This window comes from Microbacterium sp. OR21 (genome assembly GCF_047306785.1).
In the GTDB taxonomy this organism is placed as follows: Bacteria; Actinomycetota; Actinomycetes; order Actinomycetales; family Microbacteriaceae; genus Microbacterium; species Microbacterium esteraromaticum_E.
In genome coordinates, this window is the sequence record NZ_JAZEXJ010000003.1 from 544,269 (window position 1) to 559,646 (window position 15,378).

General features: G+C 67.5%; 17 protein-coding genes and 1 other RNA gene. 7 read left to right on the forward strand and 11 right to left on the reverse strand.

Features of this window, described 5'->3' with window-relative positions; translation table 11 throughout:
* Nucleotide 1: 1 nt before the first annotated feature.
* Together V2S04_RS11180 and V2S04_RS11185 are read right to left on the reverse strand one after the other, a co-directional pair.
* Entirely contained in the window at nucleotides 2–1,339 is a 1,338-nt protein-coding gene (locus V2S04_RS11180; RefSeq protein ID WP_099197070.1) for a glutamine synthetase family protein, read from the reverse strand.
* Nucleotides 1,340–1,341: 2 nt separating this feature from the next.
* Nucleotides 1,342–1,557 (reverse strand): SPOR domain-containing protein, encoded by a 216-nt coding sequence (locus V2S04_RS11185; RefSeq protein WP_413638522.1) that lies wholly within the window; start codon nucleotides 1,555–1,557, stop codon nucleotides 1,342–1,344.
* Nucleotides 1,558–1,625: 68 nt separating this feature from the next.
* Between V2S04_RS11185 and ppgK the strand changes: the two genes are divergently transcribed.
* Entirely contained in the window at nucleotides 1,626–2,369 is a 744-nt protein-coding gene (gene ppgK / locus V2S04_RS11190; protein ID WP_099197068.1) for a polyphosphate--glucose phosphotransferase, read from the forward strand.
* Nucleotides 2,370–2,719: 350 nt separating this feature from the next.
* On the opposite strand, the gene V2S04_RS11195 is transcribed toward ppgK, so the two are convergent.
* On the reverse strand, nucleotides 2,720–3,892 hold the full coding sequence (locus V2S04_RS11195) for a tyrosine-type recombinase/integrase (RefSeq protein ID WP_413638523.1): 1,173 nt from the start codon (nucleotides 3,890–3,892) through the stop codon (nucleotides 2,720–2,722).
* Between the two features lie 816 nt (nucleotides 3,893–4,708).
* Between V2S04_RS11195 and V2S04_RS11200 the strand changes: the two genes are divergently transcribed.
* On the forward strand, nucleotides 4,709–5,143 hold the full coding sequence (locus V2S04_RS11200) for a hypothetical protein (RefSeq protein WP_413638524.1): 435 nt from the start codon (nucleotides 4,709–4,711) through the stop codon (nucleotides 5,141–5,143).
* A 15-nt stretch (nucleotides 5,144–5,158) separates the two neighbouring features.
* Here the strand turns inward: V2S04_RS11200 and V2S04_RS11205 are convergent, their stop codons facing one another.
* The 4 genes from V2S04_RS11205 to V2S04_RS11220 all read right to left on the reverse strand — a co-directional run bounded on the left by V2S04_RS11205 (nucleotide 5,159) and on the right by V2S04_RS11220 (nucleotide 7,609).
* The gene (locus tag V2S04_RS11205) at nucleotides 5,159–5,413 is read right to left on the reverse strand and encodes a hypothetical protein (RefSeq protein WP_413638525.1); all 255 of its coding nucleotides are present in this window, start codon (nucleotides 5,411–5,413) and stop codon (nucleotides 5,159–5,161) included.
* Between the two features lie 573 nt (nucleotides 5,414–5,986).
* Entirely contained in the window at nucleotides 5,987–6,256 is a 270-nt protein-coding gene (locus V2S04_RS11210) for a DUF1778 domain-containing protein (RefSeq protein WP_413638526.1), read from the reverse strand.
* Nucleotides 6,257–6,311: 55 nt separating this feature from the next.
* Nucleotides 6,312–6,812 carry a GNAT family N-acetyltransferase gene (locus V2S04_RS11215; protein WP_413638527.1) on the reverse strand — a complete coding sequence of 167 codons (501 nt, stop codon included), beginning with the start codon at nucleotides 6,810–6,812 and terminating at the stop codon, nucleotides 6,312–6,314.
* 350 nt (nucleotides 6,813–7,162) lie between these two features.
* Nucleotides 7,163–7,609 (reverse strand): hypothetical protein, encoded by a 447-nt coding sequence (locus tag V2S04_RS11220; protein ID WP_413638528.1) that lies wholly within the window; start codon nucleotides 7,607–7,609, stop codon nucleotides 7,163–7,165.
* Between the two features lie 54 nt (nucleotides 7,610–7,663).
* Here V2S04_RS11220 and V2S04_RS11225 point away from each other — a divergent pair, with 54 nt between their 5' ends.
* Nucleotides 7,664–8,251, forward strand: a complete 588-nt coding sequence (locus tag V2S04_RS11225; protein WP_413638529.1) for an SOS response-associated peptidase family protein — start codon at nucleotides 7,664–7,666, stop codon at nucleotides 8,249–8,251.
* 30 nt (nucleotides 8,252–8,281) lie between these two features.
* On the opposite strand, the gene rnpB is transcribed toward V2S04_RS11225, so the two are convergent.
* From rnpB to V2S04_RS11245, 4 genes are all read right to left on the reverse strand, one after another.
* An RNA gene (rnpB, locus tag V2S04_RS11230) (RNase P RNA component class A) lies at nucleotides 8,282–8,647 on the reverse strand.
* 14 nt (nucleotides 8,648–8,661) lie between these two features.
* A complete protein-coding gene (locus tag V2S04_RS11235) occupies nucleotides 8,662–10,374 on the reverse strand; it encodes a bifunctional 3'-5' exonuclease/DNA polymerase (protein ID WP_413638530.1) in 1,713 nt (570 codons plus the stop codon).
* Between the two features lie 70 nt (nucleotides 10,375–10,444).
* Nucleotides 10,445–11,179 (reverse strand): zinc ribbon domain-containing protein, encoded by a 735-nt coding sequence (locus tag V2S04_RS11240; protein ID WP_413638531.1) that lies wholly within the window; start codon nucleotides 11,177–11,179, stop codon nucleotides 10,445–10,447.
* A 57-nt stretch (nucleotides 11,180–11,236) separates the two neighbouring features.
* Nucleotides 11,237–11,644: a YchJ family protein gene (locus tag V2S04_RS11245; RefSeq protein ID WP_413638532.1), complete on the reverse strand. Its 408-nt coding sequence runs from the start codon at nucleotides 11,642–11,644 to the stop codon at nucleotides 11,237–11,239.
* 78 nt (nucleotides 11,645–11,722) lie between these two features.
* Between V2S04_RS11245 and V2S04_RS11250 the strand changes: the two genes are divergently transcribed.
* From V2S04_RS11250 to V2S04_RS11265, 4 genes are read left to right on the forward strand one after another with little or no spacing between them, the layout of a single operon-like run.
* Nucleotides 11,723–12,562, forward strand: a complete 840-nt coding sequence (locus V2S04_RS11250; protein ID WP_413638533.1) for an aldo/keto reductase — start codon at nucleotides 11,723–11,725, stop codon at nucleotides 12,560–12,562.
* On the forward strand, nucleotides 12,559–13,527 hold the full coding sequence (locus V2S04_RS11255) for a methyltransferase family protein (RefSeq protein WP_413638534.1): 969 nt from the start codon (nucleotides 12,559–12,561) through the stop codon (nucleotides 13,525–13,527). The genes V2S04_RS11250 and V2S04_RS11255 overlap by 4 nt, the downstream gene beginning before the upstream one ends.
* A complete protein-coding gene (locus tag V2S04_RS11260) occupies nucleotides 13,520–14,644 on the forward strand; it encodes an acyltransferase family protein (RefSeq protein WP_413638535.1) in 1,125 nt (374 codons plus the stop codon). Before V2S04_RS11255 ends, V2S04_RS11260 begins: the two co-directional genes overlap by 8 nt.
* Nucleotides 14,641–15,375: a hypothetical protein gene (locus V2S04_RS11265; RefSeq protein WP_413638536.1), complete on the forward strand. Its 735-nt coding sequence runs from the start codon at nucleotides 14,641–14,643 to the stop codon at nucleotides 15,373–15,375. The genes V2S04_RS11260 and V2S04_RS11265 overlap by 4 nt, the downstream gene beginning before the upstream one ends.
* Nucleotides 15,376–15,378 lie beyond the last annotated feature (3 nt).

Here is a 15,378-nt window from a genome sequence, read left to right on the forward strand (position 1 = left end):
CTCAGAGCAGCCCGAGATTGCTCTTGAGCTCGAACGGCGTCACCTGACCCCGGTAGGCCTCCCACTCCTTCTGCTTGTTCAGCAGCACGTAGTTGAAGACCTGCTCGCCGAGGGTCTCGGCGACGAGCTCGGAGTCCCGCATGTACTCGAGGGCGTGGTCGAGGCTCGCGGGCAGCGGTGCGTATCCGAGGGCGCGGCGCTCGGAGTCGCTCAGCGACCACACGTTGTCCTCCGCCTCCGGCGGGAGCTCGTACTCCTCCTCGATGCCCTTGAGGCCGGCCGCGAGCATCAGCGCGTAGGCGAGGTACGGGTTCGCCGCCGAGTCGAGCGCGCGGTACTCGATCCGCGTGGACTGGCCCTTGTTCGGCTTGTACATCGGCACGCGCACGAGCGCGGAGCGGTTGGCGTGACCCCAGGTGACGAAGCTGGGCGCCTCGTCGCCGCCCCACAGGCGCTTGTACGAGTTGACGAACTGGTTCGTGACCGCGGCGATCTCGTTCGCGTGGCGCAGCAGGCCGGCGATGAAGCGGCGCCCGGTGAGCGAGAGCTGGTACTCGGCGCCGGCCTCGTAGAACGCGTTCATGTCGCCCTCGAAGAGCGACACGTGCGTGTGCATGCCGCTGCCCGGGTGGTCGTTGAGAGGCTTGGGCATGAACGTCGCGTACACGCCCTGCTCGATCGCGACCTCCTTGACCACCGTGCGGAAGGTCATGATGTTGTCCGCAGTGGTGAGGGCATCGGCGTAGCGCAGGTCGATCTCGTTCTGTCCCGGGCCGCCCTCGTGGTGGCTGTACTCCACCGAGATGCCGAGGTCCTCGAGCATCCGCACGGCGCTGCGACGGAAGTCGTGCGCGGTGCCGCCGGGCACGTTGTCGAAGTAGCCGGCGTTGTCGGCGGGCACCGGCCCCTCCGGGCCGAGCTGCGACGACTTCAGCAGATAGAACTCGATCTCGGGGTGCGTGTAGAACGTGAAGCCCGCGTCGGCGGCCTTCGCCAGCGCTCGCCGCAGCACGTTGCGCGGGTCGGAGACCGCGGGCCGCCCGTCAGGGGTCGTGAGGTCGCAGAACATGCGCGCGGTCGGGTCGATCTCGCCGCGCCAGGGCAGGATCTGGAAGGTCGACGGGTCGGGCTGCGCGAGCAGATCGGACTCGTAGGTGCGGGTCAGTCCCTCGATCGCCGAGCCGTCGAAGCCGATTCCCTCGGCGAAGGCGCCCTCCACCTCGGCCGGGGCGATCGCCACCGATTTGAGAGTGCCGATGACATCGGTGAACCAGAGCCGGACGAACTTGACGCCGCGCTCCTCGATCGTGCGCAGCACGAAGTCGCGCTGCTTGTCCACCCTCACTCCCCCGACTCGAGGGAGCTGGAGCTCCACGCGTCGTCGGCGGCGTCTTCCTCGGCCCAGGCGCGGGAGCGCTCTTTGAGCGTCTCCGGTGCGCGAGCGGCATCCGCCTCGGTGTCGAACGGGCCCACCCGGTCGACGGCCGCGGACAGCATGCCGAACTCGACCTCCCCGGTGCTGAGGTTGTACCAGTACTTCTCGTCGCCGTCGGACATGTCAGCTCCTTCGTCGGGTTCTCGTCACGATCCTAATCGCTGGGTCGGGCATCGCTAGGCTAAACGTCATGGCACAGGCAATCGGCGTCGACATCGGCGGAACGGGCATCAAGGCGGGTATCGTCAACCTCTCCACGGGCACACTCGACTCGGACCGGGTGCGGGTTCCCACCCCCGAGGGAGCACGTCCGGCTGACGTGCTCGAGACCGTGCGGGAGGTGCTCGACACCCTCGGCGTGAGCGACTCGTCGCTGCCCCTGGGCGTGGCGTTCCCCGCCATCGTTAAGTACGGCCGGACGCTGTCCGCGGCGAACATCGCGAAGGACTGGGTCGACTTCGAGGCGGAGAAGTTCTTCGAGGACGGCCTGGGGCGCAGCATCACCTTCGTGAACGACGCCGACGCGGCCGGCGTGGCCGAGGCGCGCCACGGCGCCGCTCGAGACGCACGCGGTCTGACCATCCTGACCACTCTCGGCACCGGCATCGGCTCGGCCTTCCTCTACAACGGCGTCCTGGTGCCGAACACCGAACTCGGCCACCTCAACCGCGAGGGCGAGTCGATCGAGCGGTGGACGGCGTACTCTGCGATGGAGCGCGAGAGCCTGTCGTGGGAGGCCTGGTCGGCCCGTCTGCAGGAGTTCTACACGCACGTGGAGTTCCTGTTCAGCCCCGACCTGTTCGTCGTCGGCGGCGGCGTGTCGAAGCACCCCGACAAGTTCCTCCCGCTGCTCGATCTGAAGACCCCGATCGTCGCGGCCGTGCACCGCAACGCCTCCGGCATCATCGGCGCCGCCACGCTCTCGGCGGACTAGCCCAGAACGCAGAACGGCCCGGTCATGACCGGGCCGTTCTGCGTTCTTGGCGAGTGGGCCGGCCTGTACGCCGGGTTCTGACTCCTAGGTAATGGCTGGTGACGTGGGGCGCGGAGAAGGCTGTAGTTCTGCGGAATCTTCGGGGTGAGGTCATGGCTGTTCAAGCGCTGGCTGGAGACTTCTGCGGACTTCTTGCGGACTCCCAGCCCAGGTTTCCTGCTGGGGCTCGTCCTCCACGGTCTCCGCCTCAATCACCTCGTTCTCAAAAGGCGCATCTGTGCCTTTCGCTCCTGGGGCGGTATCAAAATTGATGTTCGGCCCCCGCAGGGCTCATCCGGCAGGTCTGACCTTCATAGGAAGAGGCCTTCCACGTTCGACATCGCACGCTTCAATCGGTCTAGATGTGCGGGGCTCTTGTAGGCCCTGGTCATCGCACGTGTGGAGTGGCCGACGAGCTCGACAATCATGTGTTCGGGTATGTCCGCAGCGTAGAGAAGATCGACGGCGGCATGGCGCAAATCGTGCAATCGCACGAACCGATCAGCGCCGAGGACTTCCCGCTGCACCTGACGCCATCGGCGCGTCTCGATGTTCGGGTCAATGGGGCGACCCTTATTGGTGAACACCAACCCCCATTGATTCGGCTCCGTTGTTGCAATGTGGTGCCGCATTAGGCTTCGGAGGGGTTCGATGAGGGGCACCGTTCGCCGACCAGCCTTCGACTTCGGGCGTGTCAAGAAGAACCCGCCGTAGAGGTGCCGGTACTCGAAGTCGGACGGCGCGATGGGCCGGCCATTCTCCCCGCGCTTCAAGGTTTGCATCTGCCAGCTGATGTCTACGTAGTCGGAGACGCGGTCCAGCTCGAGGCCGACCACCTCTCCCCTACGCGCACCGGTCAAGAGGTAGGTCATCCATTTCACACCGTCGGGCCTCGTCCGAAACGCGTCGAGCAGTAAGCGAACGTCTTTGGAGTTCGGGACGTCGAGCTGTGGTCGGGCAGGGCGCGGCTGCTCGACGAGGCGCACCGGGTTCCTCGGGATCTCTTCCTCCCGTACAGCCGCGTCGAACGCTCGAGCAGCAACTACGTGGGCGTTCCGCACAGTTGTCGGGGAGCATTTCTCGCGGATGTCTCTCTGCATGCGTCTGATGTCAGCGGGCCGCACTGCAGCAAGTGGCGTGTCCTTGCCGAGGGCGGGGACAATCCTTCCCGCCGCGATCGACTTGTATCCGTCCGCTGTTCTAGGACGAAGGTGCGGGTACACGCACTCGCTAAGCCAGTAGTCGAACCATTCGCCAACGGTCGTCCCCTCCCCGGTCGGATAGGACGAAGGCGAAGGCAGGTCGGTGCCAGCCCTCGAGCGCTCATACTCTCTGAGCCGAGCGAGGACGACCTCGCGGTTCCTAGAGCGGTACATCTTGCGCCTACGCTTACCGTTCTCACTCGGGAGCGGCAGAGCTACCGTCCAGAGGCCATTCTTGGCGAGGAACAGTGACCCAGATCCTCGCGTCCGTCGCGCCGCCATACCCGGCAGACTAGGGCTTGAGAGCCACCACCGCGATAGAACGCCCGCCATTACCAGCAGTCATCGCTTCTTTCTCCGCTTGAGCGAACCGGACTGCCGTAGCCGTACGCTGCGCATTCTGTTGCCTGCTCCCCGTGCATGGGGCCGGTCGTGGGAAAGCGCGTCGATCGTATCCAGACGTGCGGATAAAGCGACATCACCGAACAGCTTCCGTAGGTTCGGGGTCGCCCTGTGGACGCGCCGAAGATCAACCACATAGCCCGCTGCACCGAGGAGCACCATCCCAGCCATGACCCACAGATAGACGGTCGTGATCCCGTCGCTGACCGGGTTCGCGGACGGTTCGCGCGGAACCATAGCGGCGCAGACGGCGAGGGCCGCAACTCCGATTGCCACTGTGCTGGCTGTGACGACGCGCGGCCAGTACCAAGCGGCCCGCTTTGCGCACTTGGCGGCCTTTCCTCAGGCTTGCCTCTGCCAGTTCCAGGGATAGGTATGCGCCAGCTCTCTGAGCGGCGCTTCGTGCGTCATCTGAGAAGAACGAGCCCGCGTTCTGATCCGTGACGAACTTGGAGAGCTCGTCGCGATACGCGGATGTCTGAGCGCGGCCTCTCGCGGTCCGCCAGTTGAGCGCAAGCCCAGCGAAGCCTACCGACAACGATCCGATCGCCACCCAGTCACGCAAGTCCATGAGCGCTACCGTAGCGGGCGGGTGCGGGGCATCAAACGGTCGCAGGACGGTTGTGGCTAGTTCATCAGGCATTCGACGTTGCGCCACACGTCATCCCGGGCCGACAACAGCGATACACTCGCGCCATGAGTGGACACGGCGTCAACTGGCACCCGAACGGCTCCGATGAGCTTCCCCTTTTGCTCACAGGCGGAGCCGAAGCGGGCACGTTCAATCTGCGCTTCCCGCCGGAATACGCCTCCGAGATCAAGCAGCTCCTCGACGAGGCCGGACTTGAACATTCGACGGCCATGGAATTCTCTGATGGCTGGAACCTCGCGATCGAAGCTGTCCGGGTCCTCGGTCTGCCGGGCGGGTTCCTCGCCCTCGCTTCCGTTTATAAGACGTTCATCAAGCGGCACGATGGCAAGAAGGTCGTGATCAAAGATGGCACCTCCGTCTCGGGGATCTCAGAAAAGGCGATCTTGAAGATCATCGAGGAACAAGCGGAGCGTCAGCGTGCTTACGATGCGGCGGTGCGTGCAATTTCCAGCCCGCCTCCGCTCAACAAAGAAGAATAGACAGGTGATCGGCACCTAATAGCAGGACACCTTAGTTAGCTTGAAGCCGTCGCCGATGTCGCGGATATCCTCCAGGGACAGTTTGACCTCCGAATCAGGGCCCACTCCTCCGGGCGAGGCGTTGGTCATGCCGACAACCGCCCCGTCGGCTGTGACATTGGCCTCGACGTAGAGGTTCTGGGGGCACCCGTTTTCGACATGCAACTCCACCTGCACGCAGTCATATCGCTGGCAGGTGTACGAGCCGTTCGGGGAGAACTTGATGTACACATTGCCGCTGTCGGCAACCGTGTAGCCCCGAGCCTGCCACTGCTCGTCGAGACCATCTTGCGGGGCTGAGCGCTCGCGCTGGAGGCAATCGTGGCCCCGCCTACGGGGAGCGGGAGGTCGGGGGCAGCGGCACATGATGTCAAGGCCAGAACAGCGACGAGGAGGGAAACTGCACGGGCGAGGGGAGCTTCATGAGCGGATGCTAGCAGGAGGGCGGCTCGCGTTGGAAAGCGTGTACCCGCGGTGGACTGCGCTGAGAGCTTGTTTCAGGGTCTCCTCCGTAGTCACTTCCCAAGCAGCCGACATACGCTGTTGGAATGGACGACCTCGAGCACGGAGCGCAGCCTCAATGCCCTGAGGACGACATCGTGATGCGCGACTTCAAAGGCGGCTAGCAGTGTCCTCACTGCGGACATGTGCAGCTCCTCGACGAGGTTGAGATGCCGCCGAAGTTCGAAGGGCACGAGTTCGGTCCACCTCGTGCGTGACAGGGACGTGTTCTTCGGCGTGGGTATACGTTGGGCCCCGCTAGTCCGAAGACGAGCGGGGCCCGATAGCTACTGGAGACACTGGTTAGACCCCCAGCTCCTTGATTCGCTCAGCTGCTGCCCTCAGCGCGTCCGTGGGTTCGCGGTCTTCGGTCAGCAGTCGTTTGATCTGCTCAACTTCTGTTGCCGTTACGCGAAGGCGCTCCTCAAGCAACACGGTTCGAGCGCGCGAAACTGCGGCATCGACAACAAACGCGGTTCGTGCAACGCCCTGGAGCGTGGCGGCCTCATCGATGATCTCAAGAGCTGACGGCGCCACGCGCATGTTGACGTGTGCGCTAGCTACTGTAGTCATGGGTTCCTCCGATGGTGGGGTGTACACACAATGTAATCACGTTGTGGGTACACACTCAAGCTGTAAAGAGCGATCTCACCGTCTTCAAAGGAATCAGCAGATGTCGCTCGTGCTCGGCGAAGCGCTCAAAGCCGTATCTCTCGTAGAACTTCGCAGCGGACTCACTGATCGCATGCACTACGACGAACTGGATGCCCAGCTCATCCGAAACCCGAACGCACGATCTAAGGGCGTGCATCAGCAGCAGTTCCCCGAGGCCCTCACCCTTCACGGAGCCGCAGCGTGCAAGCCTTGCGATCAGCACGCAGGGGACGGGATACCTCTGCGGCGCCGCGAATGCTCGAGCAAGTTCCTCGCCGACGAGAGAGTAGGCGGTCTGCGCGTAGTAGCCGAAGACCCGGGGATCGTCGTCTGAGACCAGTACGCGCGTGAGGGTGCTGCCCCTCTTATCTGACTGGCTCGCGTGCCTCTTCAACCAGACGTTCAGGTCGTCTACACCGCAGTCGAATGGGTCACGGTCATGCTTCGCCTTGTCGAACGTCTCTATTGACCACACGGAGTCAATCTAGCGCCCGACCACCGAGCGCAGCGGCAACCTCCCCTCCGTCGGACGTAGAATCTAAGCTCCCGGCCGGAGGAAGGAACTGCCCGGCCATGGGACGACCATCAGCACTCCGCGAAGCGAGCATCGAACGGCGATCGCAGGAGCAGTCGATCATCGCCGCCGCGAAGCACGGGCCGCTGCAGACGCTCACGGAGCGCGAGCTCGAGCTGCGGGACCAGCCCCTGGCGATCTATCCCTGGAACGCGCAGCGCCGCGTGAAGGCGTGGGTGCGGTTCGGGCCGGAGGCGATGCGAAGCTGGTCCGCTGGGTGTGGGGCAACGCCGTGCAGCTCGCCGAATAGGTCAGATTGCTTCGTCCTCGAAACCCTGATCTCCCTTAGGCGGGTTGTAGATCGTTCCGAATGCCGCGCCGACTACAAGCATCAAGGCGAGTGCTATCAGAACACTGACGGGCAGAGCTACCCAGGCCCACCCCGTACCCCAAACGGAAATGCACCAGACCGAGAGCCCATAGGTCGCGCTCCCGGCGAAGGCCGCCAGAATCAGCGTCAGGACGAGGTTGGTCACGTTCAAACGTCGTGACTCCCTGACCATGATTGCCCTCGCTTGAACCGCGACGAGTTCGGACAACGCGTTGTACGCGTCGCTTTCAGCCGGGACGTCCTTCAACGCCGCCGATGCTTCTCGAAGCCTGCGAAGTTGCGCCGGTGTTCGCTCACGCTGGCCAAGGGCGCCGAGCAAGCCGAAGAGGGGCACAGCAAGCGCTGCAAGGAACTGCCATTGGTTCACATGCCGATGCTAGCGCCGATGACGCGACGGGGAATGAGGCGTAGGGTCGTTCGCATGTGTGGTCGATTCGCGATGGATACCAAGACCGACGAGCTCGTGCGGGAGTTCGTCGGTCAAGGCGGGAACCCCGAGGACTGGTGGAAGTCCTGGCACGGCTCCTACTCGATCGCCCCGACCGATTACGCGCCCATCGTCCGCGACCGTGGCGAGGGGCGCATCCTCGAGTTCGTCAGGTGGGACTGGCGGAAGCCCGCGAACCGCCTCAAAGGTGCGCCGATCATCAACGCCAGGATCGAGAAGCTCGCCACCGGATTCTGGGCGCCCGCGTTCACCGCAGCCCGGTGCGTCGTCCCGACGCGTCAGAAGTTTGGGCACCTGTGGCGCCCGGCGGCGAAGACCGCCGGCCTCACCACCGAGACGGGCACAGGGATGCACGCGCTGCGCCACTACTACGCGTCTCTGCTGATTCGATACGGCGAGTCGGTCAAGACCGTTCAAAGTCGGCTCGGACACAAGTCTGCGACCGAGACGCTCGACACCTACGGGCACATGTGGGCGGACTCTGATGACCGCACGCGTGACGCGATCGACAGCGTTCTCGGGGCTTCTGCGGTCTCCCTGCGGACAAAGAAACCCGTCTGACCAAGGAACCCCAGGTCAGACGGGTGTGGGCGAGTGGGCCGGCCTGTACGCCGGGTTCTGTTCAGGAGTACTTCGCTCCCTTGACGGCCATCTCTCTCGACGACACGTTGCCGTGTCGCTCCAGCGACCTACCCGAGGACTCGGCGAGCCGCGTCAACGTCCTCTGTCTGGTCTTGCTCCGGGCGAGGTTTACCTGGCGGGGCGCGTCACCGCACCCCCCGGTGGTCTCTTACACCACCCTTTCACCCTTACCACCGTCGCGAGGACGGTGGCGGTCTGCTCTCTGTGGCACTGTCTCGCGGATCACTCCGGGTGGGTGTTACCCACCGCCCTGCCCTGTGGAGCCCGGACGTTCCTCGGTGCGCTCACGCGCCACGCGGCCGTCCGGCCGACCCACTCGCGTCTTGATTCTACGCGCCCTTGGCCGCGTCGTCGGCGATGTGCACGTCGAGGGGGACGTCGATCGCGAACCCGGGGAAGAGTCGCGCGGTGGCGGCGTCGGCGGCGTCGCGCAGGATGCCCGCGACGGCCTCCGCCTGATCGGACGGGGCGTGCACGATCACCTCGTCGTGCAGGAAGAACGCCAGATGCGCGCGGTCGCGGAACACGGCGCCTGATGCCGGGGCGGGAGCGGATGCCGCCGGCAGCCCCATCAGGCGGTGGCGGATCTCGGCGAGCCACAGCAGCGCCCATTCAGCCGCGGTGCCCTGGACGATGAAGTTGCGCGTGAACCGTCCTCGATCCCGCGCCCTGCTGCGCGCGCGGCTCTGCTCGGATCCCGCGGCGTCCGGTCCGCTCGCCTCCGACTGGGTCATCCGCCATGCTTCATCCGGGCGCGGCGAGCTGCGCCCCAGCAGGGTGCTGACCACGCCGCCCTGCTCTCCGGTGCGGGCCGCGGCATCGACCAGCGCCATGGCGCGCGGGTAGACCGCCCGCAGCCGCGGCACGAGCTGCCCGCTCTTACCCGTGGTGGCCCCGTACATCGCTCCCAGCACGGCGTACTTCGCCTCGTCGCGCGTCGCGACCGCGCCGGAGCGCACGACCCCCTGGTACAGGTCGCGCCCTCGTGCCGCCTCGACCATCGCGGCGTCCCGTGACATCGCGGCGAGCACCCGCGGCTCCAGCTGTGCGACGTCCGCGTCGATGAGGGTCCAGCCGGCATCCGCGCGGACGGCGCTGCGCAGCTGTCGCGGGATCTGCAGCGCTCCACCGCCCGACGACGCCCACCGCCCGGTCACCACGCCGCCGGTGAGGTAGATCGGCCGGAAGCGCTCCTCGCGCACCCACTCGTCCAGCCACGCCCAGCCGTTCGCGGTGAACAGTCGCGCGAGCTTCTTGTACTCGAGCAGCGGCGCGACCACCGGATGCTCGACCCGCGACAGCTCCCAGCGGGAGGTGGACTCGACGAACACGCCCGCCCGATGCAGCGCCCGCAGCAGCCGGGGCGGGCTGTCGGGGTTCAGGCCCGGTTCGTCGAGGTGACGCGCGATCTCGGCGGCGAGAGCGGCCATGCGTGCCGGCCGCGCACCGCGCAGCGGGCGCGCCCCGAGCTGCTCCACCAGGATGCCGTGATGCGCCGCCGTGCTCCACGGCAGACCTGCGGCGGTCATCTCCTCGGCGAGCAGCGCGCCGGTGGACTCGGCGGCGCACAGCAGGGCCAGCCGCGAGTCGGACGCCGCGGCGAGAGCCGTCAGCTGTGCGCGCCACTGGGCCCGTACCTCGACGACGTCGTCATCACGCTCCACCTGGGCGTCGCCGACATCGAAGAGACCGGGCTGCGTGCCGGCATCCTCGACGCCGTCGGTGCGCAGCCAGCGAGAGGACGCCGGCAGCGGTGTCGCCAGCGAGGCCGTGTCGCGCAGGATCGCGTGACACAGCAGCAGGTCGTGGGCGCGGCGCAGTCGGACTCCTGCAGCCAGAAGCGGCGGATAGAAGCTGCGCAGACTCCGCACCGTCCACCGCGGTGAGAGCTGCGCCTCGAGCTCGCCGACTCTCGTGGCGAGCGCATCATCGACGACGCGATCGAGCACGGGCTCCGCGTCGGTCTGCGCATACAGGGCGATGACCCAGGCGCCGCCGTCGCGCGCCACCAGCGCGTGCGGTGGCTCAGCCGTTCGGGTCACGGCATCCGGTCTACCACCCGCGTCCGACGTCGCCGCCGTCACGCCGATCGGCTGTGCGAGCGAATGCTCGTCACAGCCCGGATTCCTCGGTGCGCACGAGGATGCCACCGCACTCCGGGCACGACACGACGTCGTCCTCGGCCGCCGCGCGCACGGCGTTCAGGTCGCTCCCGGCCAGCACCATCTGGCAGCCCTCGCAGATGCGACGACGCAGCAGACCAACGCCGATCCCGCCCCGAGCCGCGCGGCGGGTGTACTCGGCGAGCAGCTCGGCGGGCACGCTCTCGGCCAGAGCAGCACGGTCGCGGGCGAGATGCTCGCCCTCGGTCGTCGCGGTCGCCATATCGGCCTTCGCCGCAGCGGTCAGCCGGGCTCCCTCCGACTGGGTCTGATCGATCAGCGCCTGCTGTGCGTCGACGGCGGCCTGCGCGTCTTCGACGCGGCCCATCACGTCGAGCTCGGAGTCCTCGAGCATCGTGATCCGGCGGCCCAGGCTCGCGATCTCGTTCTCGAGGGCCTGCGCCTGCTTGGGGTCGGTCGCCGACGCGAGCCGCTCGGCGTCCCGGTCGCGGCGCTGCGTGGCGAGGGCCACATCGGATTCCAGGCGTGCCAGCTCCGCCTTCGCGTCATCGAGCACACCGGCAAGGGCGGTCAGCTCGCCGACCTGCTGCTGGCGCACGGCCGCGAGCTCGTTGATGCGCGCACCCTGCGCCGGAGTGGTGCGCGCGCGTTCGGTCTGCGCGATGCGCCGATCGAGGTCGGCGATGTCGAGAAGGCGACGCTGGTGCTCGGGGCTGGCTTTCACCCCTCAAATCTAGCCGCAGACGACCATGTCGTCGACGAGATACGCGGGAGCCCGCGCTCAGACACCCCGGCCGTCGCGCACCACGCCGTCGACGTACAGCCAGAGCCGATCCTCACGCACGAAGCGGCTGCGCTCGCGCAGCGACCCACGACCGGCGTCGTCGCGGTAGAACGCCTCGAACTCGACGACACCGCGGTCGTCGAACGGACCGCCCATCTCCTGATCGAGGATGTCCAGACGCTGCCAGCGGGTTTCCTCGTCCAGCTCCACCCGCTCAGGGCGGGTGTCGGGGTGCCATGTGCGCAGCAGGTGGCGTGCATCTGCGATCGCGAAAGCCGTGAACCGCGAGCGCATCAGTCGCACGGCGGTCGGCGCGACGCCCGAGGCGAGCACAGGCCCGCAGCACGAGCCGAACACGTCGCCGCTCGTGCACGGGCAGCGCTGATCACTCGCAGGCGTGGACATGCGTCCATGCTGTCACGCCGTCGCCGTCGCCGGGACGGCGGCCGTAGGCTGGCGGCACCGACGATCCGGAGGATTCCCATGACCGCTGTTCCCGTCTTCACCGCCCACAACGGATTCCGGCTCCCCGCCGTGGGGCTCGGCACGTACCGCCTCAACGGAGAGGCCGGCGCACAGGCGGTCGCCGCGGCGATCGGGCTCGGCTACCGGCTGGTGGACTCGGCGTTCAACTACGAGAACGAGGGCGCGGTGGGCGCCGGGGTGCGGGCATCCGGGGTCGATCGCTCCGAGATCATCGTCACGACGAAGCTGGCGGGCCGGCATCACGAGACCGCTCTGGCGCGCACGAGCATCGAGGAGAGCCGGTTCCGTCTCGGCCTCGACGCCACCGATCTGCACCTCATCCACTGGCCCAACCCCTCGAAGGGGAAGTTCGAGCAGGCCTGGGAGGCGCTCGTGGACGCCCAGCAGCGCGGCACCGTGCGCCAGATCGGCGTGTCGAACTTCCTCCCCGAGCACCTGGAGCGCATCGAGACCGCCACGGGCGTGCGTCCCGTCGTGAATCAGATCGAGGTGCACCCCTACTTCCCTCAGGAGGACGCGCTCGCGCTGCACGCCGAACGCGGGATCCTCACCGAGGCATGGTCGCCTCTCGGCCGGGCGAAGCAGGTGCTCGAAGAGCCGGTGATCACCGAGATCGCCGCGCGCCACGACATCTCCCCGGTGCAGACGATCATCGCGTGGCACGTCGCCCGGGGCACGGTCTCGATCCCCAAGGCCGCCTCCGTCGAGCACCAGCGCGCCAATCTGGAAGCCGCCACGGTCGTTCTCGATGCCGCGGAGGTCGAGGCCATCACCGGGCTGGGTCGCGCGGACGGTCGTCTCTTCGACGCGGACCCGGCCACGCACGAGGAGATGTGACACTCGCCGCGATCCTCGATCGCCGCGCCGGTCGGCTGTACTTCGGCGCGCAGGCGGTCGCCGGCGCGCTGTGGTGGATCGGCGTCGCGACGGTGCCCGCCGTCAGAGCCGCCACGCTCGCCGGACTGCCGGCGGGGCTGATCGCTGTCCTCGACATCCCGCTGTTCGTCATCATGTCGGCGCTCGCCGCGGCGGGGTTGCGCGGGTGCGCGGAGGCGGCGACCGGCTGGACGGTGCTGGTGACCGCGGCCATGGCGGGGTACGCCACCCTCACGGGGCTCGCCGGATGGGGTGCGATCGCGATGATCGCGGCCAGTGCGGGGTCGGTGGCGGCGCTGCTGCTCGTGCGCCTCGGTCACCTGCCGTCGGAGTGGCTGATGGTCGGCCCCTTCCGCGCGCGGGTCGCGGCACCGGCATCCACCCGATCGCACCTCCGGCGCACCGTGGCGCAGATCGTCGTCTTCTGGGGCGGTGCGCTGCTCGTCGTCCCGGCTGTCATCCTGATCCTCGAACGGCGCTGGGGTGTTCATCTGCCGATGCCCTTCCTCGTTCAGGTTCTCGGCGGCGCGCTGCTCGTGGCCGCGTCGGCCCTGGGCATCCGCTCAGCCGGGGTGATGGTCGGCAGCGGCGACGGCACGCCTCTGCCGAGCGCCACCGCGGCGCGACTGGTCGTGACCGGCCCCTACCGCTTCGTCAGGAACCCGATGGCCGTCGCGGGCATCGCCCAGGGCGTCGCCGTGGGCATGCTGTGCGAGTCATGGCTGGTGATCGTGTACGCGCTGTGCGGCTCGCTGGTGTGGAACGACCTCATCCGCCCGTGGGAGGAGAAGGACCTCCTCGCCCGGTTCGGCGACGAGTACGAGCGCTATCGGCAGCGCGTGTCGTGCTGGATCCCCCGGAGGCCGCGGGCGGCGACCCGACCGGTCGGCCCGGCCGCCGCCTCGTATACTGACCCGGATGTCTGAGCACACCGAGCCCCCTGCCACCCCGGCGCCGCAGACCCGCGCCGCGGCCCGCCGCGCCGGTGAGAACCGGCCCGCCGCAGAGCCGTCCGCGCCGGAGCCGACCGCGGCCGCCCGGCCGGGCCGCGGAGCCGACATCAGCCGTGCGCTCGAGCGGCACGATCGTCGCATCGGATGGATGGATCTGCTGCGCGGACTGTCGATCCAGCTCGTCATCCTGCACCACAGCACCCAGATCGTCACTTACCGGATCGGCGAGGTGCCGGGCTTCTTCGAGTTCCTCAGCGCCTTCTTCGCCCCGTTCCGCATGCCGATGCTGATGTTCCTGTCGGGTCTGCTGGTGGCCGGATCGCTGCACGCGCCGGCCGGCAAGTACGTGTGGGGCAAGGTGCGCCGCATCGTGTGGCCGATCATCGTGTGGACGTTCATCTACACGGCCTCGCAGCTGGTCGCCGACCCGGGTCTGAAGCACATGCCCTGGGAGCCCGGCTTCTGGGACACCTATCTGTGGTTCATGCAGTTCATCTTCGCCTACTACATCATCGCGCTGCTGCTGCGCTGGGTCCCCGCCTGGGTGATGGTGGCGGTGCCGTTCGTCGCGATGTTCCTCATCCCCGCCGAGCTGGAGCTGCTGCAGCGGTTCTTCTACCTGATGCCGTTCTTCTTCCTCGGCGCGTTCATCGAGAAGCACTGGGATCAGTACGCCCGCCTGCTGAGCGTCCGGCTCGCCGCCGTGCTCGCCGTCATCCCGATCGGCGTCGCCCTTTACTCCGGGTTCGTCGATCCGCTCTGGTACGAGCCGCTCTCGGCACTGCCGGCGATGCTCGGCATCCTCATCCTGGTGCGGCTCACCGCCGCGGCGCCCGAGGCCGCGTGGCTCGCGCCGGTGCGCTTCGTCGGCCAGTACTCGCTGATCTACTACGTCGCCCACTACCCCGTCTTCGCCGCGCTCGGATGGCTGGCCGCGAAGGCCGGCATCACGAACCCGGGGCTGGGTCTGGTGATCATCTTCACCGTGACGGTCGCGATCGCGACCGGCTTCGCGCTGATCGGCCGCCGGATGCCGGTTAGCCTGCTCTTCGAATTGCCGCGCAGATTCAGTTCCGCGAAGCGGACATGACCTTCTTCGAGCAGGTTCCGGATCCGTCTCGCGGATCGCGTCCCCGGCGATCCGGGGCTCGCGGCGCGAGGACCGCCGCCCTGCTCCTGCTCATGGCCGCGGTCACGCTCGGCGGTCTGTGGCTGGTGTCCGAGGACTCCGCGTCGGACGAGCCCCTGCTCAGCCGCATCCTGCCCGGCCTGTCGGCCGCCCCGCCTGCGCTCGACGACGAGTTCGCGGCGCTCGCCGACCGGATGGTCCTCACCCCGGAAGGGCGCGAGGTGCTCGCGTCGACACAGCCCCGGTTCGTGGATGCGGGCGAGCTCGCCGAGGTCTGCGGCAGCGACTCGCACGGCACCGATGACACCATCCTGCTCGGCTGCTTCACGGGCTTCTCGCAGTCGCGGGCGCAGGACCGGATCGTGATCCTCGAGCCGACGGACGACCTGATCGGCCGGTCGCTGGTGACCACGGCCGCGCACGAGCTGCTGCACGCCGTCTTCGCGCGGATGCCCGGCGAGGAGCAGTCCCGCATCGCCGATCTGGCGGCGGCGGCCACCGCGCGCCTCGCGGCGGACGACCCGGTGCACGAGCAGATCGCCGCGTCCATGGGCGGCGACGAGGCCAGCCGTGCCACCGAGCAGTTCGCCTACCTCGGCTCGCAGATGAGACTCGACCCGGTGCACGACGCCGAGCTCGAGGAGATCTACGCGCGCACCTTCGAGGATCGCACCGCGATCCTGCCCCGTTGACGG

Excerpts from the sequence above, each read along its gene's own strand:
- V2S04_RS11260 (WP_413638535.1), top strand. The coding sequence starts at position 13,520 with ATGTCTGAGCACACCGAGCCCCCTGCCACCCCGGCGCCGCAGACCCGC.
- V2S04_RS11195 (WP_413638523.1), bottom strand. The coding sequence starts at position 3,892 with ATGGCGGCGCGACGGACGCGAGGATCTGGGTCACTGTTCCTCGCCAAG.
- V2S04_RS11185 (WP_413638522.1), bottom strand. The coding sequence starts at position 1,557 with ATGTCCGACGGCGACGAGAAGTACTGGTACAACCTCAGCACCGGGGAG.
- V2S04_RS11245 (WP_413638532.1), bottom strand. The coding sequence starts at position 11,644 with ATGTCCACGCCTGCGAGTGATCAGCGCTGCCCGTGCACGAGCGGCGAC.
- V2S04_RS11225 (WP_413638529.1), top strand. The coding sequence starts at position 7,664 with ATGTGTGGTCGATTCGCGATGGATACCAAGACCGACGAGCTCGTGCGG.
- V2S04_RS11250 (WP_413638533.1), top strand. The coding sequence starts at position 11,723 with ATGACCGCTGTTCCCGTCTTCACCGCCCACAACGGATTCCGGCTCCCC.
- V2S04_RS11200 (WP_413638524.1), top strand. The coding sequence starts at position 4,709 with ATGAGTGGACACGGCGTCAACTGGCACCCGAACGGCTCCGATGAGCTT.
- V2S04_RS11210 (WP_413638526.1), bottom strand. The coding sequence starts at position 6,256 with ATGACTACAGTAGCTAGCGCACACGTCAACATGCGCGTGGCGCCGTCA.
- ppgK (WP_099197068.1), top strand. The coding sequence starts at position 1,626 with ATGGCACAGGCAATCGGCGTCGACATCGGCGGAACGGGCATCAAGGCG.
- V2S04_RS11265 (WP_413638536.1), top strand. The coding sequence starts at position 14,641 with ATGACCTTCTTCGAGCAGGTTCCGGATCCGTCTCGCGGATCGCGTCCC.